Annotated in this window: 19 protein-coding genes and 1 riboswitch; of the genes, 7 read left to right on the top strand and 12 right to left on the bottom strand. The window is 73.2% G+C overall.

Annotation, left to right across the window (positions count from 1 at the left end):
* Positions 1-198: 198 nt before the first annotated feature.
* The 3 genes from ACFY3I_RS03400 to ACFY3I_RS03390 all read right to left on the bottom strand — a co-directional run bounded on the left by ACFY3I_RS03400 (position 199) and on the right by ACFY3I_RS03390 (position 2,507).
* Positions 199-942: a class I SAM-dependent methyltransferase gene (locus ACFY3I_RS03400; protein ID WP_390859118.1), complete on the bottom strand. Its 744-nt coding sequence runs from the start codon at positions 940-942 to the stop codon at positions 199-201.
* The gene (locus ACFY3I_RS03395; RefSeq protein WP_390859117.1) at positions 939-1,565 is read right to left on the bottom strand and encodes a DUF2064 domain-containing protein; all 627 of its coding nucleotides are present in this window, start codon (positions 1,563-1,565) and stop codon (positions 939-941) included. The genes ACFY3I_RS03400 and ACFY3I_RS03395 overlap by 4 nt, the downstream gene beginning before the upstream one ends.
* 213 nt (positions 1,566-1,778) lie before the next feature.
* Positions 1,779-2,507 carry a glycosyltransferase family 2 protein gene (locus tag ACFY3I_RS03390; protein WP_365291826.1) on the bottom strand — a complete coding sequence of 243 codons (729 nt, stop codon included), beginning with the start codon at positions 2,505-2,507 and terminating at the stop codon, positions 1,779-1,781.
* A 122-nt stretch (positions 2,508-2,629) separates the two neighbouring features.
* Here ACFY3I_RS03390 and ACFY3I_RS03385 point away from each other — a divergent pair, with 122 nt between their 5' ends.
* Entirely contained in the window at positions 2,630-3,376 is a 747-nt protein-coding gene (locus ACFY3I_RS03385) for a response regulator transcription factor (RefSeq protein ID WP_365291824.1), read from the top strand.
* Between the two features lies 1 nt (position 3,377).
* The gene (locus tag ACFY3I_RS03380) at positions 3,378-4,490 is read left to right on the top strand and encodes a sensor histidine kinase (protein ID WP_390859116.1); all 1,113 of its coding nucleotides are present in this window, start codon (positions 3,378-3,380) and stop codon (positions 4,488-4,490) included.
* A gap of 56 nt (positions 4,491-4,546) precedes the next feature.
* Here ACFY3I_RS03380 and ACFY3I_RS03375 read toward each other — a convergent pair whose 3' ends face one another.
* From ACFY3I_RS03375 to ACFY3I_RS03365, 3 genes are all read right to left on the bottom strand, one after another.
* Positions 4,547-5,548 (bottom strand): NAD-dependent epimerase/dehydratase family protein, encoded by a 1,002-nt coding sequence (locus ACFY3I_RS03375; protein WP_390859115.1) that lies wholly within the window; start codon positions 5,546-5,548, stop codon positions 4,547-4,549.
* A gap of 94 nt (positions 5,549-5,642) precedes the next feature.
* Positions 5,643-6,074, bottom strand: coding sequence for a response regulator (locus tag ACFY3I_RS03370; protein WP_365291820.1), 432 nt, complete (start codon positions 6,072-6,074; stop codon positions 5,643-5,645).
* 3 nt (positions 6,075-6,077) lie between these two features.
* A complete protein-coding gene (locus ACFY3I_RS03365) occupies positions 6,078-6,443 on the bottom strand; it encodes a hypothetical protein (RefSeq protein ID WP_390859114.1) in 366 nt (121 codons plus the stop codon).
* Positions 6,444-6,566: 123 nt separating this feature from the next.
* On the opposite strand from ACFY3I_RS03365, the gene ACFY3I_RS03360 reads away from it, so the two are divergent.
* Together ACFY3I_RS03360 and ACFY3I_RS03355 are read left to right on the top strand one after the other, a co-directional pair.
* The gene (locus ACFY3I_RS03360; RefSeq protein WP_390859113.1) at positions 6,567-8,168 is read left to right on the top strand and encodes an ATP-binding protein; all 1,602 of its coding nucleotides are present in this window, start codon (positions 6,567-6,569) and stop codon (positions 8,166-8,168) included.
* Positions 8,165-9,376, top strand: a complete 1,212-nt coding sequence (locus ACFY3I_RS03355; RefSeq protein WP_390859112.1) for a PP2C family protein-serine/threonine phosphatase — start codon at positions 8,165-8,167, stop codon at positions 9,374-9,376. The genes ACFY3I_RS03360 and ACFY3I_RS03355 overlap by 4 nt, the downstream gene beginning before the upstream one ends.
* Here ACFY3I_RS03355 and ACFY3I_RS03350 read toward each other — a convergent pair.
* Positions 9,364-10,215 (bottom strand): YihY/virulence factor BrkB family protein, encoded by an 852-nt coding sequence (locus tag ACFY3I_RS03350; protein WP_390859111.1) that lies wholly within the window; start codon positions 10,213-10,215, stop codon positions 9,364-9,366. The two genes, ACFY3I_RS03355 and ACFY3I_RS03350, sit on opposite strands and share 13 nt — an antisense overlap.
* A gap of 49 nt (positions 10,216-10,264) precedes the next feature.
* A complete protein-coding gene (locus tag ACFY3I_RS03345; protein ID WP_390859110.1) occupies positions 10,265-11,098 on the bottom strand; it encodes an ANTAR domain-containing protein in 834 nt (277 codons plus the stop codon).
* A 170-nt stretch (positions 11,099-11,268) separates the two neighbouring features.
* Here ACFY3I_RS03345 and ACFY3I_RS03340 point away from each other — a divergent pair, with 170 nt between their 5' ends.
* The gene (locus tag ACFY3I_RS03340) at positions 11,269-12,051 is read left to right on the top strand and encodes a DUF899 family protein (RefSeq protein ID WP_390859109.1); all 783 of its coding nucleotides are present in this window, start codon (positions 11,269-11,271) and stop codon (positions 12,049-12,051) included.
* 35 nt (positions 12,052-12,086) lie between these two features.
* On the opposite strand, the gene ACFY3I_RS03335 is transcribed toward ACFY3I_RS03340, so the two are convergent.
* Positions 12,087-12,440 (bottom strand): VOC family protein, encoded by a 354-nt coding sequence (locus ACFY3I_RS03335; RefSeq protein WP_390859108.1) that lies wholly within the window; start codon positions 12,438-12,440, stop codon positions 12,087-12,089.
* 183 nt (positions 12,441-12,623) lie between these two features.
* Here ACFY3I_RS03335 and ACFY3I_RS03330 point away from each other — a divergent pair, with 183 nt between their 5' ends.
* Together ACFY3I_RS03330 and ACFY3I_RS03325 are read left to right on the top strand one after the other, a co-directional pair.
* Positions 12,624-13,763: an SGNH/GDSL hydrolase family protein gene (locus ACFY3I_RS03330; RefSeq protein ID WP_390859107.1), complete on the top strand. Its 1,140-nt coding sequence runs from the start codon at positions 12,624-12,626 to the stop codon at positions 13,761-13,763.
* A gap of 206 nt (positions 13,764-13,969) precedes the next feature.
* Positions 13,970-16,435, top strand: coding sequence for an endonuclease/exonuclease/phosphatase family protein (locus tag ACFY3I_RS03325; protein ID WP_390859106.1), 2,466 nt, complete (start codon positions 13,970-13,972; stop codon positions 16,433-16,435).
* A gap of 52 nt (positions 16,436-16,487) precedes the next feature.
* Here the strand turns inward: ACFY3I_RS03325 and metE are convergent, their stop codons facing one another.
* From metE to ACFY3I_RS03310, 3 genes are all read right to left on the bottom strand, one after another.
* Positions 16,488-18,806 carry a 5-methyltetrahydropteroyltriglutamate--homocysteine S-methyltransferase gene (gene metE, locus ACFY3I_RS03320; RefSeq protein ID WP_390859105.1) on the bottom strand — a complete coding sequence of 773 codons (2,319 nt, stop codon included), beginning with the start codon at positions 18,804-18,806 and terminating at the stop codon, positions 16,488-16,490.
* Between the two features lie 165 nt (positions 18,807-18,971).
* A riboswitch (cobalamin riboswitch) is annotated at positions 18,972-19,197 on the bottom strand.
* Between the two features lie 72 nt (positions 19,198-19,269).
* On the bottom strand, positions 19,270-20,103 hold the full coding sequence (locus ACFY3I_RS03315; protein ID WP_390859104.1) for a hypothetical protein: 834 nt from the start codon (positions 20,101-20,103) through the stop codon (positions 19,270-19,272).
* A gap of 108 nt (positions 20,104-20,211) precedes the next feature.
* Positions 20,212-20,682: a winged helix-turn-helix transcriptional regulator gene (locus ACFY3I_RS03310; protein WP_390859103.1), complete on the bottom strand. Its 471-nt coding sequence runs from the start codon at positions 20,680-20,682 to the stop codon at positions 20,212-20,214.
* Between the last annotated feature and the right edge of the window lie 76 nt (positions 20,683-20,758).

The following is a 20,758-nucleotide window of genomic DNA, read 5'->3' as shown; positions in this document are numbered from 1 at the left end:
CCTGTGGGTGGTGGGCGCCGCCCTGCTGCACGACCTCGTGCTGCTGCCGCTGTACTCGCTCGCCGACCGGGTGACCCTGGGCGGGCTCGGCGCCGTGGGCCGCCGGGAGTGGGCGATGTACGTCCGCGTCCCGGCCGCGCTCTCCGCACTGCTCCTGCTGGTGTGGTTCCCGCTGATCAGCGGGATGGTGGCCGAGCACTACCGGTCGGCCACCGGCCGCTCCGCGGACGGTTTCCTGACCCGCTGGCTGCTGATCACCGCCGTGCTCTTCGGCGGTTCGGCGCTGCTGCTCGCGGGCCGGCGGCGCAGGGCGGCGAAGCGCCTCCCGCCGTCCGCCCACTGACCGGCCGGTTCCCAGCCCCGCGCGTACCGCAGCAGGGCGGCGGTGCCGAGCCGCGCCCACAGGAAGGGGGCACCGACCGCCTCCTGGGCGTCGGTCAGGCGTACCCGGGCGCGTTCGTCGACGTCCACGGGGGCGGTCTCGACGATGAGCAGGCCACCGGGGGCGAGGAGTTCAGCCGACCGGTCGAGCAGGCCGCGCGGGTCGCCGCCGATCCCGACGTTGCCGTCCATCAGCAGGACGGTGCCCCAGCGGCCCTCGCCGGGCAGCGGCTCGAAGACCGAGCGGCGCAGCGCCTGACCGCCGAGACGGACGGTGTGGTCGACGGCGGCCGCGCTGACGTCGATGCCGAGGGCGGTACGGCCCCGGGCGGCGAGTTCGGCGACCAGCCGCCCGGGACCGCAGCCGACGTCGAGGACGGCTCCCTCGCAGCGGTCCAGGACCCGCCGGTCGACCGGGTCGGCCCGCGCGCACCAGCGTTCGACCTCCAGGGGCAGCAGCCACCCGTCGGTGCGGCGCAGGAACAGCGGGCCCCGGCCGGTGCGCAGGGCGGTGGCGTAGGGGTCGGCGCCGGTCCAGGCGAGAGGCGGCGAGGTGGTCATCGGCGGGCCGTCCCGCCCTGCGCGGTGTACCGGTCCAGCCGGGCGGCGAAGCGGCCGTGCGGGGCGAGGGCGGCGACGGCGGCCGCGTCCGCGGCGGTGTCCACGTCCCGCAGCCGCGGCAGGTCGCCGACCCGCAGCCCGGCGGCGACCAGCCGCCGCCGCTGGACCGCGCCGGTCTCCGGGCTCGACATCGGCACCCCGAGCAGCAGCGCGGGGTCCGGGTCGGCGAGCCCCAGCGCCCAGAAGCCGCCGTCGTCGGCGGGACCGAAGTACGCGTCGTGGTCCGCGAAGTCCACGGTGAGCAGGGCCGGGGTGACCTGCGGAGTGTCCATCCCGATGAGCAGGGCCGGGCCCTCGCAGTGGCCGAAGGCGTCGGCGAGACGCGCGTCGAGACCGCCCGCGCACTGCGGTACGACGTCGAAGCCGGGCGGCAGCCAGGGGCCGGGGCTTCCGTCGAGCACCAGCACGCGGCGGGTGGCGGGGGACTCGGCCACGGCGCGCAGGGTGTCGGCGAGCAGCGCCTCGGCGAGCGCGGCGGCCTGCTCGGGCGAGAACGGCGGGGTGAGCCGGGTCTTGACCCGGCCGGGCCGGGGTTCCTTGGCGATGACGAGGAGGGTGGTCATGGGACGTCCTTGAGTGGTGGTGGGGCTGGGTCCCCGGGACTTCCGGGCTCCGGGACTTCCGTGCGCCGGGACTTGCGGGCTCCGTGCTCCGGATTCCGGGACTTCCGTGCTCCGTGCCTCCCGCGCTCCGTGCCGTCCGCGCTCCGGGTTCCGGGCGGGACGCGACCGCGAGCCCGTGGCCGGACTGGAGGGAACGGCGGGCGGAGCACCCGGTCAGGGGCGCGGGGAACCGCGCGACCAGTCCCCGCCGGCCGGCACCCGGGGCGGCTCCTTCAGCACCCGGCTCATGTCCCGCACCGCCTGCCAGGTGCCGCGCCAGGTACCGGTCACCTTGGACGTACCGGTGCGCGGCAGGTACGGCACGCCGTGCTCGGCGATCCGCCAGCCCGCGTCCGCCGCCCGCACCACCATCTGGAGCGGATAACCGCTGCGCCGGTCGTCGAGCGACAGCCCGAGCAGTGCCTCCCGGCGGGCCGCCCGCAACGGGCCGAGGTCGTGCAGCCGCAGCCCGGTCCGCTGCCGCAGCATCCGGGCCAGCGCCAGGTTCCCGGCCCGGGCGTGCGCCGGCCACGCCCCCCGGCCCTGCGGCCGTCGTCGGCCGAGCACCAGGTCCGCCTCGCCGTCGAGGACTTCCCGCACGAACGGCACCAGCAGTCCGGGATCCAGCGAGGCGTCGCAGTCGCAGAAGCAGACGATGTCGGCGGTCGCCGCGGTCAGTCCCGCGTGGCACGCCGCGCCGAAGCCGCGCCGCGCCTCGTGGACGACGGTCGCACCGAGCGCCCGGGCGATGTCCGCCGAGCCGTCCGTGGAACCGTTGTCCACCACGAGGGCCCGCCAGCCCGCCGGGATCCGGTCGAGCACCCAGGGCAGGGCGGCGGCCTCGTTCAGGCACGGGAGGACGACGTCCACGTCCGGCGTCGGGGAGGTTGGTGAGGTGGTCACGCTGTCACCCTACGAATGCGAACCGGGCATAACGGGCGTCGGCACCTTACGAAACGCGGACGTCGCAGCCCAGGCGACCCTCGGGTGCGACATGCGCGACGGCCCGGTGCGAGGGTGGAGCCATGCATCAGCCGTACGAGCTCACCGAGGACCGGGCCGGGGCCGCCGCCGTGGCCGTCCGGGTCCTGGTCGTCGACGACGACCCGACCGTCGCCGAGGTCGTCACCGGGTACCTCGACCGTGCCGGGTACCTGGTCGACCACGCCGGCGACGGTCCCGCCGCCCTGGCCCGGGCCGCGGCCAACTGGCCGGACCTGGTGGTCCTGGACCTGATGCTGCCCGGTATGGACGGCCTGGAGGTCTGCCGGCGGCTGCGCGGCCGCGCCCCCGTCCCGGTCATCATGCTCACCGCGCGCGGTGACGAGGACGACCGGATCCTGGGCCTGGAGGTCGGCGCCGACGACTACGTCACCAAGCCCTTCAGCCCCCGCGAACTGGTCCTGCGCGTCGAGTCGGTGCTGCGCCGCGCCCGCCCCGCGCCCGCCGCGCACTCCCTGACCACGGCCGGCCTCACCCTCGATCCGAACGCCCGCCGGGCCACCCGGAACGGCGCCGAACTCGCCCTCACCCTGCGTGAGTTCGACCTCCTCGCCTTCTTCCTGCGGAACCCCGGCCGGGCCTTCGGCAGGGAGGACCTGATGCGCGAGGTCTGGGGCTGGGACTTCGGTGATCTGTCCACCGTGACGGTCCACGTCCGCAGACTGCGCGCCAAGGTCGAGGACGATCCGGCCCGGCCCTGCCTGATCCAGACGGTGTGGGGCGTCGGCTACCGGTTCGACCCCGAGGGCGACGGACGGGAGGCCGGCTGACATGCGCGACACCCTCCTGATCGCCCTGTACGCGCTGGGCGGCGCCGCCCTCACCGGCCTGGCCGGGGCGGCAGCCCTGCGCCTGCTCCGGCGCCGCTCGCTCACCGCGTCCATCGCCGTGGTCGCCGCCGTGGGCGTGGTCGCGATGCTGGCCGGCACGCTGGCCGTCGCCTGGGCGATGTTCCTCTCCTCGCACGACCTGTCGGTGGTGACGACGGTGGTCGCGATGGCGGCCGTGGTCTCGCTCGGCAGCGCGCTGATACTGGGCCGCTGGGTGGGCGCCCGCAGCCGTGAACTCGCCCTGGCGGCACGATCGTTCGGCGAGGAGGGCGACTTCGCGGCGCCGCCCGCCCCGGCCACCGCCGAACTGGCCCAGGTGAGCCGCGAGCTGGCGGCCACCAGCGCGAAGCTCGCCGAATCCCGTCGGCGGGAACGGGCGTTGGAGACCTCACGCCGGGAGCTGGTGGCCTGGATCTCGCACGACCTGCGCACCCCGCTGGCCGGTCTGCGTGCCATGTCGGAGGCGCTGGAGGACGGGGTCGCCACCGACCCGGACCGCTACCTCAAGCAGATCCGCACCGAGGTCGAGCGCCTCAACGACATGGTCGGCGACCTCTTCGAGCTCTCCCGCATCCACGCCGGGGCGCTGGCGCTGAGCCCGAGCCGGATGTCCCTGTACGACCTGGTCGGTGACGCTCTCGCGGGAGCCGACCCGCTCGCCCGCGCCCAGGGCGTACGGCTGGTCGGCGACCTGGTGGAGCCGGTGCCCGTGGAAGTGGACGGCAAGGAGATGAGCCGGGTGCTGGGCAATCTGCTGGTGAACGCGATCCGCCGGACACCGCCCGACGGCACGGTCGCGGTCGCCGCCGGACGCGGACCCGAGGGGGTCGTGCTGTCCGTCACGGACGGCTGCGGCGGCATCCCCGAGGAGGACCTGCCGCGTGTCTTCGACACGGGCTGGCGCGGCAGCCACGCCCGGACGCCCCCGGCCGGAGCGGGACTCGGCCTCGCCATCGTGCGCGGGATCGTGGAGGCCCACCAGGGGCGTGCCACCGTGCACAACATTCCCGGTGGCTGCCGGTTCGAGGTGGTGCTGCCCGCCGCCGCTTCCTGATCGCGGGCAGCACCACCGGTCCGTCCGGGCGAACGCCGGACCCGTCGCGACGGGCCCTACGCGCCCCGCATCCCCGCCCGCGCGAACTCCCGCATCCCGTCCGCGAACCCGACCTCGGGCTTCCAGCCCAGGTCGGCCCGCAGCCGTGCGGAGTCGGCGGTGATGTGCCGTACGTCCCCCAGCCGGAACTCCCCGGTGACCTCCGGTTCGGGCCCGCCATGGGCGTCGGCCAGCGCGCGGGCCATCTCGCCGACGGTGTGCGGCTCGCCGCTGCCGGTGTTGTAGGCGGTCAGCGCGCCCGGCTCGGGCCGGGCCTCCAGGGCCACCGCGTTCGCGGCGGCCACGTCCCGGACGTGCACGAAGTCCCGGCGCTGCCGGCCGTCCTCGAACACCCGGGGTGCCTCACCCCTGGCCAGCGCCGAGCGGAAGAACGCCGCCACGCCCGCATAGGGGGTGTCACGCGGCATCCCGGGCCCGTACACGTTGTGGTAGCGCAGCGACACCGCCGTCCCGCCCGTCGACCTGGCCCAGGCGGCGGCCAGGTGCTCCTGGGCCAGCTTGGTGGTCGCGTACACGTTCCGCGGATCCGTGGGCGCGTCCTCGGCGACCAGCCCCGGTGCCAGATCGGCACCGCACACCGGACACCGCGGCTCGAACCTCCCCGCCTCCAGGTCGGTGACCGCGCGCGGCCCGGGTCGTACGACACCGTGGCTCGGACACTCGTAGCGGCCCTCGCCGTACACCACCATCGACCCGGCCAGCACGAGGTGCCGTACCCCCGCCTCGGCCATCGCGGCCAGCAGCACGGCCGTACCGAGATCGTTGCGGGAGACGTACTCCGCGGCGTCCCCGAAGCCCACGCCCAGCCCGACCATCGCGGCCTGGTGGCAGACCGCGTCCACACCGTCGAGCGCCCGCCCGACGGCCACCGGACTGCGCACGTCGGCGCCCGGATCGGCACGCACGTCGAACACGACCGCCTCGTGCCCGCGCTCAGTCAGCGCCTCGACGACATGGGACCCGATGAACCCGGCACCGCCGGTGACCAGTACACGCATACCGGCCACGCTAGGCCCGGCCGCCCGGTCGGCCGCGCGTCCGCGCCCGCACGTCACCACTCCGTAAGAGGTGGGGCGGACGCCGAGGGAGCCGCTACGCCTTGGGGGGCTTGACCGCGACGTCGAGGTAGAAGGCGTCGATGCTGCGCACCGCCGTCTCGAACTCCGCCAGGTTCACCGGCTTGGTGACGTACGCGTTGGCGTGGTGGTGGTACGCGCCGTTGACGTCGTCGGGGGCCACGGACGTGGTCAGCACGACGATCGGGATGGTCCGCAGCTCCGCGTCCTCCTTCACCACGGCGAGGAACTCGCGCCCGTTCATCCGGGGCATGTTCAGGTCGAGCACGATCAGGTCGGGGCGTTCGTTGTCCGGGTCGCGCAGGTAGTCCAGGGCCTCGACACCGTCGGAGACCTGAGTGAGATTGCGCGTACCGCGTTCGGTGAGCGCGTCCTGGATGAGCATCGCGTCGGCGACGTCGTCCTCGACCAGCAGCACGTCGTACGGGCGGATTGCGGCGGCAGCCATGATTCAGGAGCTCCGGTGTGTGGGGCGGGGCGAGTGGTCTGTGCTGTTGGTGACGAGTCCGGGCCAGCGGCGCCGAGCCCCTTGGCGGCTCATGCTCACCGCCCGGCCGATCTCCGGGTAGCCGGCGCCGCTCGCGGCGGCCGCGTGCGCCGTCTCGTCCTCCAGGTGTCTGACGGTCTGCTTGACCTCGGCGAGTACCCGCAGCCTCAGCAAAGCATGCCAGCGGGCCTCGCCCGCCCCGTCGACGGGGTCCGCGGGCGGCCGGACGGTCGCCAGCGTGAGCAGCCGGGTGAGTTCGTCCACCATCTGGGTAACCAGTACGTCCGTGTCCCCGACCGCGGGACCGGGAGAGGGAGAGGTGACGGGCATGGCCTCACCCTAGGGCGTTGATCGGGGAAGGGACAACATGCGTTGTCGGACTCCCGAGTACAGTGTGGTTGCCGCGCGCCGAGGTGCGGCCAGGACGGCCGGCCTAGGGAGCAGCGCACCGCTATGACAAGCACGCCGTCAGGCGCCGATGGCGCGTTCGCCGGCTGGACGACCCGGCGCTGGCTCCGGGTGGGTGTGGCCTGCACTCTCGTCGTCCTGGCGGTTCTGGGGTCGCTGGGCGCCTGGGCGATGTGGCGGACCTCGCAGATCACCGCCTCGCTGGTGGACCGGCGGTCCCCGGCCCTGATCGAGTCGATGCGGGTCGAGGAGGCGCTGGTCAACCAGGAGACCGGCATCCGCGGCTACGGTCTGTCCGGCCGCCGGGACTACCTGCAGCCCTACGCCGAGGGTGTGACCGGCGAGGAGACCGCGCTGCGACGGCTGCGGCCGCTGGTCGCCGACGACGGCCGGGCCCGCGCCGACCTGGCCGCGGTGGAGCGGCTCGCCGGCACCTGGCAGCAGCGCATCGCGATACCCGTCTCGACGGCCTCTCCGACCGAGGCCGCGACGATCACCTCGGTACGCACCGCCGAGGGCAAGGCCGCCTTCGACGCGCTGCGAGGCGCGATGACCCGCCAGCAGAGCCACCTGGAGCAGGAGCGGGAGGAGGCCACCCGCCAGCTTCGGCGGGCGGTGACCCTGCGGAACTGGGTGTTCGCCGTCATAGCCGTCGTCATCGTCCTGGTGGCCGGACTGGTCTTCGAGGGCCTGCGACGCGGGGTGACCGGCCCGCTCGGCAGGCTCGGCTCGGCAGTCCGTGACGTGACGCAGGGCCGGTTCGACCGGTCCCTGGACGGCACCGGCCCCGCCGACCTGCGACGGCTCACCGCCGACGTGGAGTCGATGCGCCTGCGCCTGGTGGCGGAGCTGCGGTTCAGCGAGGAGGCCCGCGGGCTGCTGGACGACCAGGCCGAGGACCTGAAGCGGTCGAACGCCGAACTGGAGCAGTTCGCCTACGTGGCCTCGCACGACCTCCAGGAACCGCTGCGCAAGGTGTCCAGCTTCACCCAGCTCCTGCAACGGCGGTACGGCGGACAGCTGGACGACAAGGCCGACCAGTACATCGGCTTCGCCGTCGACGGCGCCAACCGCATGCAGAGCCTCATCAACGACCTGCTCGCCTTCTCACGCGTCGGCCGGGTCCACAACGAGCAGCGGACCGTGGACCTGGAGAGGGTGCTGAACACCACCCTGGGCGACCTCAGCGTGACCGTCGAGGAGACCGGCGCCGAGATCACCCACGACCCGCTGCCGTCCGTGCTCGGGGACGCGACCCAGCTGGGCATGCTGCTGCAGAACCTGCTCTCCAACGCGATCAAGTTCCGCCACCCCGACCGGCCGCCGCGCATCCACCTCGGCGTGACCGAGGCCGGGGGGAACTGGGAGTTCGAGGTCCGCGACAACGGCATCGGGATCGCGCCGGAGTTCCAGGAGAAGGTCTTCGTCATCTTCCAGCGGCTGCACACCAAGGACGCCTATCCGGGCACCGGCATCGGGCTGGCGATGTGCAAGAAGGTCGTGGAGTTCCACGGCGGCACCATCTCCATCGACCCCGACACTCCGACGGGCACCCGCGTCCTGTTCACGCTGCCCACCCTGCCCGCCGTATCCGCGTCAGCCCCGGCGGCCCCGACGGCCGTCCCGGACAGAGAGACACAGTCGTGACCGGTCCCTCCGCAGCCGGCGACGAGCGGCACGCCGAGCAGTACGACGTCCTGCTGGTGGAGGACGACGACGGAGACGCCCTCCTGGTCGAGGAACTGCTCCACGACACCGATCTGCCGTACACCCTGACCCGGTGCCACACCGCCGCCGAGGCCCACCGGGCACTCGCGGCCGGCCGCGTCGACTGCGTCCTGCTCGACCTGCACCTGCCCGACGCCTCGGGACTGGAGATCATCCCGACCATCCAGGCCGACACGCACGCCGCCATCATCGTCCTGACCGGCCTGGACGAGCCCCGCGCCGGAGTCGAGTCACTCGCCTTCGGCGCCCAGGACTACCTGGTCAAGGGCAAGGTCGAACCCGACCTGATGCAGCGCGCCCTGCGTTACGCCGTCCAGCGCAAGCAGGCCGAGCTCGCCAACGCCGCCCTCCAGATCGGGAAGCTGCGCGCCGAGGAGAACGCCCGTCTGGAACGCGGCCTGCTGCCCGAACCCCTGCTGTCGTCCGCCGCGGTCACCGCCTCCAGCCGCTACTACCCCGGCCGGGCCCAGGCCCTGCTGGGCGGCGACTTCCTCGACGTCGTCCAGACCGGGGACGGGCAGGTCCACGCGATCATCGGAGACGTCAGCGGGCACGGCCCGGACGCCGCCGCGCTCGGCGTCTGCCTGCGCATCGCCTGGCGCGCGCTCACCCTCGGCGGCCACCGGGACCAGCGCCTGCTGCGTCTGCTGGAGCAGATACACATCGCCGAACGCGCCGGCAGCGACCTGTTCACCACCTGCACGCTGATCACCCTGGACCCGGGCGCCGGCACCCTGACCCTGCACCTGGCCGGCCACCACGAACCCCTGATCGTCACCCCCGACGGAACGCGGGAGGTCGCCGCGGCCCACGGGATCGCCCTGGGCATAGCACCCGGAGTGGGCGACTGGCCCGCCACCACGCTGGCACTGCCGGCGGACGGGGCGCTCATCGCCTACACCGACGGACTGATCGAGGGCTTCGTGGACGGCTCAGGCGCCCGGCTCGGGGTCGACGGCCTGCTGCGGATCATCGACACGCTGCACACGTCCGACCCGGGCACCCACCTGGACCGGCTCATCGCCCGCACCCGCGCCCTCAACGCGGACCGTCACACCGACGACCTCGCGGTCCTGCGCCTGGACTGGCACACGGCGGGGGCGGCGGTGCCGTCTCACTCCTCCTGAGCGGCCTTCGCCAGCTCCGCGTTGAACTGGGCGCCGACCAGCAGGGCCAGGTTGGACAGCCACAGCCAGATCAGGAAGACCACCACACCGCCCAGCGAACCGTACAACCGGTTGTAGCTGCCGACATGGGAGGTGTAGAGGGTGCAGCCCAGCGAGACGACCAGCAGGAGCGCCACCGCCAGCACACCGCCCGGTGCCATCTTCCCGACGGGCCGGGAGGACTCGGGGCCCGAGTGGTACAGGACCAGGACCGTGACGACGGCGACCGCCACCACCAGCGGCCACCGCAGCGCGTGCCAGGCGGCCTGCGGCCCGGTACCGAGATCCAGCGCCCGGCCCAGGAAGTCGGCCAGGCTGCCGGTGAGGAACAGCGCCAGCACCGAGGTGAGCAGCAGCAGGATCAGGACCAGGGCCGTGGTGATGATGCGGGGCGCGGTCCGCCACAGCGGCCGCTGCGAGCTGACCCGGTGCATGGCGTGCAACGCCCGTCGGAAGACGCTCAGATAGCTGGACCCCGACCACAGCGCACCCGCCCCGCCCAGGACGATCAGCGTCCAGGCCGCCGACGACTGCCCGGCCATCTGCCGCAGCGTGCCGCGCAGCAGGGCCCGGGAGGCGAGCGGGGCGGCCTGCGCGATGCGGTCGATGACCTCCGGCTTGGCCGTGGGGATGGTCAGACCGAGGACGGAGAGGATGACCAGCAGGACGGGGAACAGGGCCAGGACCGCGTAGTAGGTCAGCGCGGCGGCCCAGTCCGTGACGTCGTCGTTCCAGACGGACACCGGCGTGCGGCGCAGGGCCGCACCCCAACGAGCCACGCGACCGCCCACATCGTCCATGCAACGGATGCTCTCACTCCACGGGGTTCGCGGCGGGCAGGTGCGGGGCTCAGCGTCGGCCGGCGGCGCGCACGTGCAGGTGGTTCAGGGCGTCGATCACCACGGTGTTGTGGTGCCAGAGCAGCCACCGGCCCACCTCCCGGCCGAGCTGCTCCAGTTCGGCCAGCTGGGCCGGCGCGAGCTCGGACAGCGGGTGCTCGTGGTGCGCGGAGATCATGCCGACCACCGCTCCCTTCGGGCTGACCAGGGGGACGCTGTGACAGGCGCGGCTGCCGGCCTGGAGGATCGTCTCCCGGGAACGTTCGTCGAAGAGGTCGCAGGCGGCGACGTCCTTCACGGTGACCTGCCGGGCCTCCTCCGCCGCCTGCGCGCAGGCGGTGGTGCCGCTGTCGACGAAGGTGAAGAAGTCGGTGAAGCGCTGGTTCAGCCCGGTGTGCCGCACCAAGCGCAGCAGCCGGTTCTCGACCAGCTGCACGTTGCCCATCCGGGTGCCCGTGATGTGCAGGGTGCGCCGCAGCGCGGGATCGAGGACCGCCCCCTGGCTCAGCGGACGGGTGCCGTCCAGGCGCAGGGCGGGCACCGGCGGCGGCCCCCCGTGCGGCCGGCCCGCGACCCAGCGCGGGTCCGTCGCCCCGGGTGCCGGAAGCCGGACGACGGCCGCGGCGAGCGTGTGCAGTTTGAGGTTGAACCGCTGGGAGGCGTCGCGCAGCAGCCCGAAGGACTCCTCGCGTGAGCCGAGCCGGTAGTACGTCAGCAGCAGCTCCTCGGCGCGGGCCACACCGGCACGCGCCAGACGCCTGTTGCGCTCGTCCGTGACGCGCCGCTCCTCGGCGTCGGCCGGGTCGTCCGGCGGTGGGGCGGGGATGTCGGGATACGCGGACACGGGCACACCTCCTCGCCGTACGCCTACCCGCGGCCCGCCCCGGCAGGCCCCCGGTCTTCGGCACCCTGGCCGGGGGCGTGCCGGATTCCTCCGCCGCGATGAGTTCCGGCCGGGCCGCGAGTCTGCCCCCGTGACCGTCGCAGGACGCACCGGAAACCTCGGAGGACGCCATGACCGCCACACCCGACGAACCGACCACCGCGGGTCCCGGCCGGCCGCCCGTGGTCGACCTGGCCACCTGGCAGGCGGCCCGGGACGAACTGCTGGTCCGGGAGAAGGCCCACACCCGTGAGGGCGACGCGATCGCCGCGGCCCGCCGCCGGCTCCCGATGGTGGAGTTCGACGGGACGGTGGAGGTCGTCGGAGCCGACGGCCCGGTGCCGTTCCTGGACCTCTTCCAGGGCCGCGACGAACTCGTGGTCTACAAGCACATGTGGCACGACGGCGCGCCGCACCAGGGGCAGTGCGAGGGCTGCACCACCACGGCCTGGCACCTCCAGGACGCCGCCTACCTCAACGCCCGCGGTGTGTCCTTCGCCGTCCTGACCACCGGGGGCTGGGACGAGGTGGCCCCCTACGTCGAGTTCATGGGATACACCCCGCCCTGGTACTCGGTGCGCGGTGTGGACGGCCCGGCCGGCGGACCCATGGGGTACCTCACCAGCTACCTGCGCGCCGGCGACCGGGTGTTCCTCACCTACTCGACCACCGGCCGCGGCAACGAGCGGGTCAACGGGTCCCTCGGCCTGCTCGACATGACGACCTACGGCCGCGGCGAGGCATGGGAGGACAACCCGGAGGACCGGCCCAAGGGGGACAGCCCCTGCTGGTCCTGGCGCTCGGACGCGGACGGGAACGCCACCTGGGGCCCGACCAGCCGTCCGGTGCCCCAGTGGACCCGGCCCGGCGCGACCCCGGTGGACACCCTCGGCCGCCACGGCCACCACCACTGAAACCGGCCGGGGGGCACCCTACGGCTGCCGGACGGTCAGGCGGGCTGCCACAGTTCGATCCGGTTGCCCTCCGGGTCGGTGACCCAGCCGAACCGGCCGACGCCGTCCATGTCCTGCGTCTCCGCGGCCACGTCGGCACCGGCGGCGCGGAGCTGCGCGAGCATGGCGTCCAGGTCGCGGACCCGGAAGTTCAGCATGGTCTGCTGGGCGCGGGATCCGAAGTAGTCGGTCCCGGACTCGAAGGCCGCGAAGACGGTGGGCCCGGTCTCCTGACGCCACAGCCCGTGGTCGTCGGTGTCCAGGCCCAGGCAGTCGCGGTACCACGTGGTCAGGGCCGCGGGGTCGGCGGCCCGCAGAAAGTACCCACCGATTCCAAGCACACGTTCCATACGGACATCCTGCCAGGACGGCGTCCGCGACGGCGGTCGGGACGGTGCACCCGACGGCGGTCGGGACGCCCGGATCGGGCCCGGTCGTCGTGTTCCGCGGCCGGTCGGCGGCGTCGGTGCGCGCACGGGCGGGATCCGGGGAAGAAGGACACTCCCGCACCGCTTCCCAAGGAGACCCGCCACGTGCGTTCCGTCCTCGCCCTCGCGCTCGACTGTGTCGTCGGAGCACTGGAGAAGACCCCCGGTCCCGCCGGCTTCGCCCTGCAGCGCGCCCCCGCAGCCGGACGCGCCCAACTGGCGGACACCGGATACGGGATCGTCGGCTCCATGCCCTCCGGGGTACGGCTGGAGATGCTCACGGACGCCACCGAGGTCGAGGTGGACGCCCAGCTCACCCAGGTCGTGATGGCGGGCTGCGAGCCGTCCGACGCGGTCTTCGACCTGGTCGTCGACGGCGAGCTGCGGGCCCCCGTCACCACCTGCGACCAGTCCCTCGTCCATGTCGACCCCGTCACCGAGGCCATGGACGAGCACCCGTCCGCACCGGCCACCCTGCGGTTCTCGCTCGGTGCCGGAGCACGTGAGCGCCGGGTCGAGATCTGGCTGCCCCACTCGCGGGCCACCCTGCTCGTCGACGTACGGATCCCCGAGGGGGCGTCGGTGCGTCCGGCCCCGGCGAGCGGCCCGGTGTGGGTGCACCACGGCAGCTCGATCAGCCAGTGCTCGGAGGCGGACCGCCCGACCGGCACCTGGCCGGCGATCGTGGCCCGGCGCGCGGGCCGCTCCCTGGTCAACCTCGGTCTCGGCGGCGAGTGCCACCTCGACCCCTTCATGGCCCGGGCCATCCGCGACCTGCCCGCCGACGCGATCAGCCTCGAACTGGGCATCAACGTCGTGAACGCCGACACCATGCGGGAACGCGCCTTCGTCCCGGCGTTCCACGGTTTCCTCGACACCGTCCGGGACGGGCACCCGGACACCCCGGTCCTCGTGATCAGCCCCTTGGTCTGCCCGGCCCTCGAAACCCGGCCGGGACCCACGCTGCCGGGCACCGACGGGATGGTGCACGCTCTGCACCGACCCACCGAACTGTCCCTGGGTGCACTGACGTTGACCCGAGTACGGGAACTGCTGGCCGAGCACGTGGAACGCCGCCGCGCGGTCGGGGACCGGCGTCTGCACCTCGTCGACGGCACCACGCTCTTCGGTTCCGGGGACATCGCCGACCTCCCCGACGGCCTGCACCCGAACCCGGCCGGCTACGCCCGCATCGCCGAACGCTTCCTGCCCCGCGCGTTCGGCCCGGCGGGGCTGCTCCGCTAGGCGTGTCCGCGGGGTCCTGCCCGCCCCGCGCCGGACACGACCTCGGCCGAGGGCGTCCCAGGGCTCCGCGCTGGACCCGCAGATTTAACCGCACACCCCTTGTTACGCCATTTCTACGCGCGTAACCTCAGCCGGTCGCATGGATCCCACCGGCCGACGGCACGTCAAGTGGCGGCCGACCGGCGGACGTTGAAGGAGTCATCCTCGTGAAGATTCACAGACCCAGCGCATCGCGGGTAGCGGGCGCCGCGTTCGTGGCCGCGGCGGCCACGGCGGCCGTCATCGTGGCTCCGCTGCCCGCCGCGTTCGCCACCCCGTCGGCGAACGCGGTCATCTCGGAGGCGTACGGTGGCGGAGGCAACTCCGGAGCGACCCTCACCAACGACTTCGTGGAGCTGGCCAACCGCTCCACGGCGGCCTACTCGCTGGACGGTTACAGCGTCCAGTACCTCCCGGCCTCCGCGTCCGCCAACTCGCCCTGGCAGGTCACCCCCCTCACCGGCGCGCTGCCCGCCGGGGGCACCTACCTGGTCGGCGAGGGCGCGGGCGCCGGCGGCACGACCGCGCTGCCGACCGCCGACGCGACCGGCTCCATCGCGATGTCCGCGACCGCGGGCACCGTGGCCCTGGTCAAGGGCACCACGGCACTGACCTGCAAGACGGCCGCCGACTGCACCGGCGACGCGAACGTCGTGGACCTCCTCGGCTACGGCACCGCCGTCGTCCGCGAGGGCGCCGGCGCACCGGCGACGAGCAACACCACCTCCGTGTCCCGGGCCGCCTCGCTCACCGACACCGACGACAACTCGGCGGACTTCACGGCCGGTACGCCGACCCCCACCAACAGCGCTGGGGACACCGCGAGCGGCGGCTCCGGCGGCGGCCCGGGCGGCCCCACCGAGCCCGGCGCCTTCCGTATCCACGACATCCAGGGCAGCACCCGTATCTCGCCCCTCAAGGGCCAGAACGTCGTGGGTGTCCCCGGCATCGTCACCGCCGTGCGCACCACCGGCAGCAAGGGCTACTGGATCCAGGACCCCACCCCGGACGCCGATCCCGCCACCAGCGAGGGCCTGTTCGTCTACACTGGCTCCGCCGCGCCCACCGTCTCGGTCGGCGACTCGGTCCTGGTCAGCGGCAAGGTGTCGGAGTACTACCCGTCCGCCGCCGCCCAGTCGGTCACCGAACTGGGCAGCCCGGTCTCCACCACTCTCTCCACCGGCAACGCCCTGTCGGCCCCGGTCGCGCTCGACGCCTCCACGATCCCGGCCGAGTACACCCCCACGGCCGGCGGCGGCAGCATCGAGGGCCTCACCCTCCAGCCCGCCGTCTACTCGCAGGACTTCTACGAGTCCGTGGAGGGCATGCGCGCCTCGGTCACCGACGCCCGCGTGGTCGGCGCGACCAACAGCTACGGCGAGATGTTCGTGACCGCCAAGCCGCACGAGAACCCCACCAGGCGCGGCGGCACTCTCTACGGCGGCTACGACCAGCAGAACACCGGCCGCATCGAGATCGTCTCGGCCGACGGAACCACGCCCGTCCTCAACGTCGGTGACGAACTGGCCGGCACCACCACCGGCCCGGTCGACTACTCCGGCTTCGGCGGCTACCTGCTCGCGCCCTCCGCCGCCACCACCGGCGCGGCCGTCGACAAGGGCCTCAAGCAGGAGGTGACGCGCAAGCAGTCCCGCGACGAACTGGCGCTCGCCACCTACAACGTGGAGAACCTCGACCCGACCGACGGCGACGACAAGTTCGCCCGGCTCGGCAAGGGCGTCGTCAAGAACCTCTCCTCGCCCGACATCGTCACCCTGGAGGAGATCCAGGACGACAACGGCGCCACCGACGACGGCACCGTCTCCGCCGAGGCGACCCTGAAGAAGTTCACCGCGGCGATCGTCGCGGCCGGCGGCCCGAAGTACTCCTGGCGCTACGTCGACCCGGTCGACGACAAGGACGGTGGCGAGCCCGGCGGCAACATCCGCCAGGTCTTCCTCTTCAACGCCAAGCGGGTCTCCTTCGTGGACCGGGCCGCCGCCGGCGACCCCTCCACGACCCCCGTCTCCGTGGTCAAGGACCGCAAGGGCCAGGCCCACCTGTCCGCCTCCCCGGGCCGCATCGACCCGGCGAGCGCCGCCTGGACGGACAGCCGCAAGCCCCTCGTCGGCGAGTTCGAGTTCCAGGGGCAGACCGTCTTCGTCATCGCCAACCACTTCATCTCCAAGGGCGGCGACGACCCGGTCCACGGCCGCTACCAGGAGCCGACCCGCTCCTCGGAGACCCAGCGGGGGCTCCAGGCCGAGGAGGAGAACGCCTTCGTCGAGTCGCTGCTCGCGGCCGACCCGCGGGCCCGGATCGTGGCCGCCGGAGACCTGAACGACTTCGAGTTCTCCGACGCGGTCCGGACCCTGACCGACGACGGCAACGACCTCACCGACCTCATCGACACCCTTCCGAGGTCCGAGCGGTACAGCTACGTCTACGACGGCAACAGCCAGACCCTGGACCACATCCTGACCAGCCCCGCAATCACCCGCTTCGACTACGACGTCGTCCACATCAACGCCGAGTTCGCCGACCAGGCGAGCGACCACGACCCGCAGGTCGTCCGGATCGACGTGAAGAAGTGCGGCGGGAAGTCCCACCGGCCGAAGCCGCACGGGAGGTGACGGGACCGGGCCGGGGCACCGAGGGTGCCCCGGCCCGGCGGATCCGCGGCGGTCAGGAGGCGGACAGTTCCGTACGCACCGTGCGGGCCGCGCTGACCAGGTTCTCCAGGGAGGCGCGGGTCTCGGGCCAGCCGCGGGTCTTCAGGCCGCAGTCGGGATTGACCCACAGGCGTTCGGCGGGGATCGCCCGCAGGCCGGTGCGCAGGAGCCCGGCGGCCTCCTCCGCGCTCGGGACGCGCGGCGAGTGGATGTCGTAGACACCGGGTCCGGCCTCGCGCGGGTAGCCGTGGGCGGCGAGTTCGCGGGCGACCTGCATGTGCGAGCGGGCCGCCTCCAGGCTGATGACGTCCGCGTCCAGGTCGTCGATGGCCTGGACGATGTCGCCGAACTCGGCGTAGCACATGTGGGTGTGGATCTGAGTCCGTGGCCGGACCCCCGCGGTGGTCAGCCGGAACGACTCCGTCGCCCACGCGAGATAGTCCGGACGGTCCCCGGCCCGCAGCGGGAGTGTCTCGCGCAGGGCGGGTTCGTCGACCTGGATGACCGAAGTACCCGCGGCCTCAAGGTCGTTCACCTCGTCGCGCAGGGCGAGGGCGACCTGGCGGGCGGTGTCGCCGAGCGGCTGGTCGTCACGGACGAAGGACCAGGCCAGCATGGTGACCGGCCCGGTCAGCATGCCCTTGACCGGACGGCCGGTGAGGGACTGGGCGTAGGCCGTCCAGCGCACCGTCATCGGCTCGGGCCGCGAGATGTCACCCGCCAGGACCGGCGGCCGTACGTACCGGGTGCCGTAGGACTGGACCCAGCCGTGCCGGGTGGCCAGGTACCCGGTGAGCTGTTCGGCGAAGTACTGGACCATGTCGTTGCGTTCGGCCTCGCCGTGCACCAGGACGTCGATCCCGGACTTCTCCTGGAAGGAGACGACCTCCCGGATCTCGGCCCTGATCCGCTCCTCGTAGCCGGCCGTGTCGATCCGTCCGGTACGCAGGTCCGCCCGGGCGGTGCGCAGTTCGCCGGTCTGCGGGAACGAGCCGATGGTGGTCGTCGGCAGCAACGGCAGCCCGAGGTGGGCGCGTTGGGCGGCGGCCCGCTCGGGGTAGGGCAGGGAACGGCGCAGGTCCGCGGCCGTGACCGCGGCGGTACGGGCGCGGACCGCCGGGTCGCGGGTGATGGGGGAGCGCTCACGGGAGGCGAGGTCGGCCCGGTTGGCGGCGAGTTCGGCGGCGATGGTGTCGGTGCCCCGGGCGAGGCCCCTGGCGAGGGTGACGACCTCGGCGGTCTTCTGCTTCGCGAACGCCAGCCAGCGCAGGATCTGCGGCTCGATGTCGCGCTCGGCCGCGGTGTCGAGCGGCACGTGGAGCAGGGAGCAGGAGGTGGCGACGTCGACCCGGCCGGCCAGCCCCAGCAGGGTGCCGAGCGTCGACAGTGAGGTGGCGAGGTCGTTGACCCAGATGTTGCGGCCGTTGACGACGCCCGCGACCAGCCGCTTGCCGGGCAGCCCGCCGACCGCCGCCAGGGCGCCCAGGTTGGCGGCGGCGGACCCGGTGAAGTCCAGGGCGAGGCCCTCGACGGGTGCCTTGGCCAGCACCGGCAGCGCGTCGCCGAGGCGGTCGAAGTAGGAGGCCACCAGCAGCTTCGGACGGTCGGTGAGCCCGCCGAGGTCACGGTAGGCGCGTGCGGCGGCGTTCAGCTCGGCGGGGGTGCGGTCCTGGACCAGGGCCGGTTCGTCGAGCTGCACCCATTCGGCACCGGCCGCCCGCAGGTCGGCGAGGACGTGGGCGTACACGGGCAGCAGCCGGTCCAGCAGGGTGAGCGGCTCGAAGTCCGCGGGGGCGTCCGGCGCGGGCTTGGCCAGCAGCAGGTAGGTGACCGGGCCGACGAGCACGGGCCGGGCGGCGAGGCCGAGCGCCAGGGCCTCGCGCAGTTCGCCGACCTGCTTGCCGGAGTCGGCGCCGAAGACGGTGTCGGGACCCAACTCCGGCACCAGGTAGTGGTAATTCGTGTCGAACCATTTCGTCATCTCCAGCGGCGCCACGTCCTGGGTGCCGCGGGCCATGGCGAAGTACCCGTCCAGCGCGTCGGCGTCGACGGCGGCCCGGTGGCGGGCCGGGATCGCACCGACCATCACGGTGGTGTCCAGGACGTGGTCGTAGTACGAGAAGTCGCCGGTCGGGACTTCGTGCAGGCCGGCACCGGCGAGCTGCCGCCAGGTGTCGCGGCGCAGCCCTGCGGCGGTGGCGTGCAGCGCCCCGGCGTCGACCCGGCCCTTCCAGTAGCCCTCGATCGCCTTCTTCAGCTCCCGGTCCGGGCCCTGACGGGGATAGCCGTACACGGTGGCCCGTGCTGCCGCGGCTGCGGTCTCGGTGGTCACGGAGATCTCCTTCGCGAGATGGATCCCTGAGATCCCTGGTGACGGGACGAGGACGCGAAGGGGTGACGATCCGGGCGGGGCCGACCCGGTGCGCTCGGCACGGTCGTCCGCCTGGTGTGCACGCCGACCTGCCCACGAGGTCACCGGGATGTCCGCGCGCGAGTGGTTCGCACGCGGGCAGTCGGCAGGTCTTCGGACTCGCGGGCACGTCCTCCGGTCTCCCGGCGGACACCTACTGGCCGTCGCTTCCCAGGCCCGGTACGTCGGACCCAGTGCGTATGACGGCGGTCGTTCCCGCTCACCGCTGCGGGGCAGTCCCGGATTCCCACCGGGTTCCCTCTTACGACGACCCGCCTGGCGGACGGGTCGAACCAGCTGCACGGGTCACCCTACGGGGTAGCACCGCGCGGGGCATCGACATGTCCGTCATCCGGATGGTGCGAACCGGCCCCGGCGGCGGGTCTCAGGCGCGCGGAGCCGCTTCCAGGAATCGGTGGAGGGAGGCGGTCATGCCGGCCACGAAGGTGTCGCGGGTGCGGTCGTCGACCAGGTCGAGGGAGAGGTAGGGGTTGAGGTCCTCCAGCTCCACCAGGAGCAGGGCGCCCTCCCGGGTACGACAGGCGTCCACGCGCTGGATGCCGTGGTCGAGCGTGTTCCACTCGATGAAGCGCCGGGCGAAGGCGAGATCCGCCGCGGAGGGCTCGTACGGTTCCAGCTCCCAGCGGCGGGCGGGGTCGGGGGCGTACAGCGCGTACTGGAAGGTGTCGTCGACGTAGTAGAAGGACACCTCGTAGCGGAAGTCGACGCGCGGCTGGACCAGGATGTCACCGTAGGCGAGGCCCGCCAGCCGGTCCCCGGTCACGAAGGTCAGGCCTATGGAGTCCGCGCCGGTCCGGGGCTTGACCGCGTACTGGTCGCTCTCGGGCAGGCGGTCGAGGTGCTCGGGCCGGTCGACGGTCGGGATGACCGGGTGTCCGGCCGCGGTCAGGTCCAGCAGGTACCCCTTGCCCGCCATGTCGGCGCGGCCGTGCAGCGGGTTGTAGACCCGGGTGCGGCGCGCGGTGGCCCGGTCACGGAAGGCGTCGTACGCCCGCCGGTAGTGGAGCACCGGGCCGCTGTTGCGGACCACGACCGCGTCGAAGCGGTCCATCAGGGCGCCGGCGTCCAGCGGTTGGCACAGGGCGATGTCGAAGTCCGCGCGCAGCCGGGAGGTCAGGAACACGTCCTCGTCGCCGTACCGGCGCCCGCGCGCCGGGTAGGCGAGGTCGGTCACGTACAGGAGGCTCGGGCGGTGCATTCGGTTCTCCTCGGCGGGGGATCACGCGTGCGGTCAGCCGATGGTGGCACGGCCGTGAGGGGCCGCACGCTCCCGGCCCCCGCCCGCCCCGGACCGCGGACCGTGGACCTACGGCAGGCGGCGGGCTCCCGGGCCCAGCCGGGCGGTGACCTCGCCGGGGGCGAGGGCGGTGTGGTCCGCGGAGCACTGCACGACGACGCGGACCGGGGCGTCGCAGCCGGTGTGGCGGACGTCGATCGGCGCGTCCTCCCCGGGGTCGAGGGCATAGGCCTCGCCCCACTGGCTCAGCGCCATCAGGACCGGCCACAGGTCCCAGCCCTTGCGGGTCAGCCGGTACTCGTTGCGGACGCGGCTGCCGGGCTCCCGGTAGGGGACGGTCGTCAGGACGCCGGCCGCGATCAGCTTCCGCAGGCGATCGCTGAGAACGGCCTCCGAGAGGCCGATGTGCCGGTGGAAGTCGTCGAAGCGGCGGACCCCGTTGACGGCGTCGCGCAGGATCAGCAGCGTCCATTTCTCCCCGACCAGGTCGAGGGTGCGCTGGACCGGACAGTTCTCCGTGCTCGCCTCTAGCCACTCCATGGCGCCATGGTAGGGCCCTGGCTTCGTCATTGACAGTCAGATGAAGCGGGGGCTAGCTTCGTTTGGGAAAGTCAGA

Origin of the sequence: Streptomyces sp. NPDC001068 (genome assembly GCF_042897315.1) — a bacterium.
GTDB lineage: Bacteria > Actinomycetota > Actinomycetes > Streptomycetales > Streptomycetaceae > Streptomyces.
This window is presented reverse-complemented; position numbering and strand designations above follow the sequence as displayed.

Bases quoted from the DNA above. Each gene is read 5' to 3' on its own strand.
- ACFY3I_RS03395 (WP_390859117.1), bottom strand. From the start codon at position 1,565: ATGACCACCCTCCTCGTCATCGCCAAGGAACCCCGGCCCGGCCGGGTC.
- ACFY3I_RS03365 (WP_390859114.1), bottom strand. From the start codon at position 6,443: ATGCCCGTCACCTCTCCCTCTCCCGGTCCCGCGGTCGGGGACACGGAC.
- ACFY3I_RS03335 (WP_390859108.1), bottom strand. From the start codon at position 12,440: ATGGAACGTGTGCTTGGAATCGGTGGGTACTTTCTGCGGGCCGCCGAC.
- ACFY3I_RS03375 (WP_390859115.1), bottom strand. From the start codon at position 5,548: ATGCGTGTACTGGTCACCGGCGGTGCCGGGTTCATCGGGTCCCATGTC.
- ACFY3I_RS03315 (WP_390859104.1), bottom strand. From the start codon at position 20,103: ATGCACCGCCCGAGCCTCCTGTACGTGACCGACCTCGCCTACCCGGCG.
- ACFY3I_RS03350 (WP_390859111.1), bottom strand. From the start codon at position 10,215: ATGGACGATGTGGGCGGTCGCGTGGCTCGTTGGGGTGCGGCCCTGCGC.
- ACFY3I_RS03400 (WP_390859118.1), bottom strand. From the start codon at position 942: ATGACCACCTCGCCGCCTCTCGCCTGGACCGGCGCCGACCCCTACGCC.
- ACFY3I_RS03380 (WP_390859116.1), top strand. From the start codon at position 3,378: ATGCGCGACACCCTCCTGATCGCCCTGTACGCGCTGGGCGGCGCCGCC.
- ACFY3I_RS03360 (WP_390859113.1), top strand. From the start codon at position 6,567: ATGACAAGCACGCCGTCAGGCGCCGATGGCGCGTTCGCCGGCTGGACG.
- ACFY3I_RS03385 (WP_365291824.1), top strand. From the start codon at position 2,630: ATGCATCAGCCGTACGAGCTCACCGAGGACCGGGCCGGGGCCGCCGCC.
- ACFY3I_RS03340 (WP_390859109.1), top strand. From the start codon at position 11,269: ATGACCGCCACACCCGACGAACCGACCACCGCGGGTCCCGGCCGGCCG.
- ACFY3I_RS03370 (WP_365291820.1), bottom strand. From the start codon at position 6,074: ATGGCTGCCGCCGCAATCCGCCCGTACGACGTGCTGCTGGTCGAGGAC.
- ACFY3I_RS03310 (WP_390859103.1), bottom strand. From the start codon at position 20,682: ATGGAGTGGCTAGAGGCGAGCACGGAGAACTGTCCGGTCCAGCGCACC.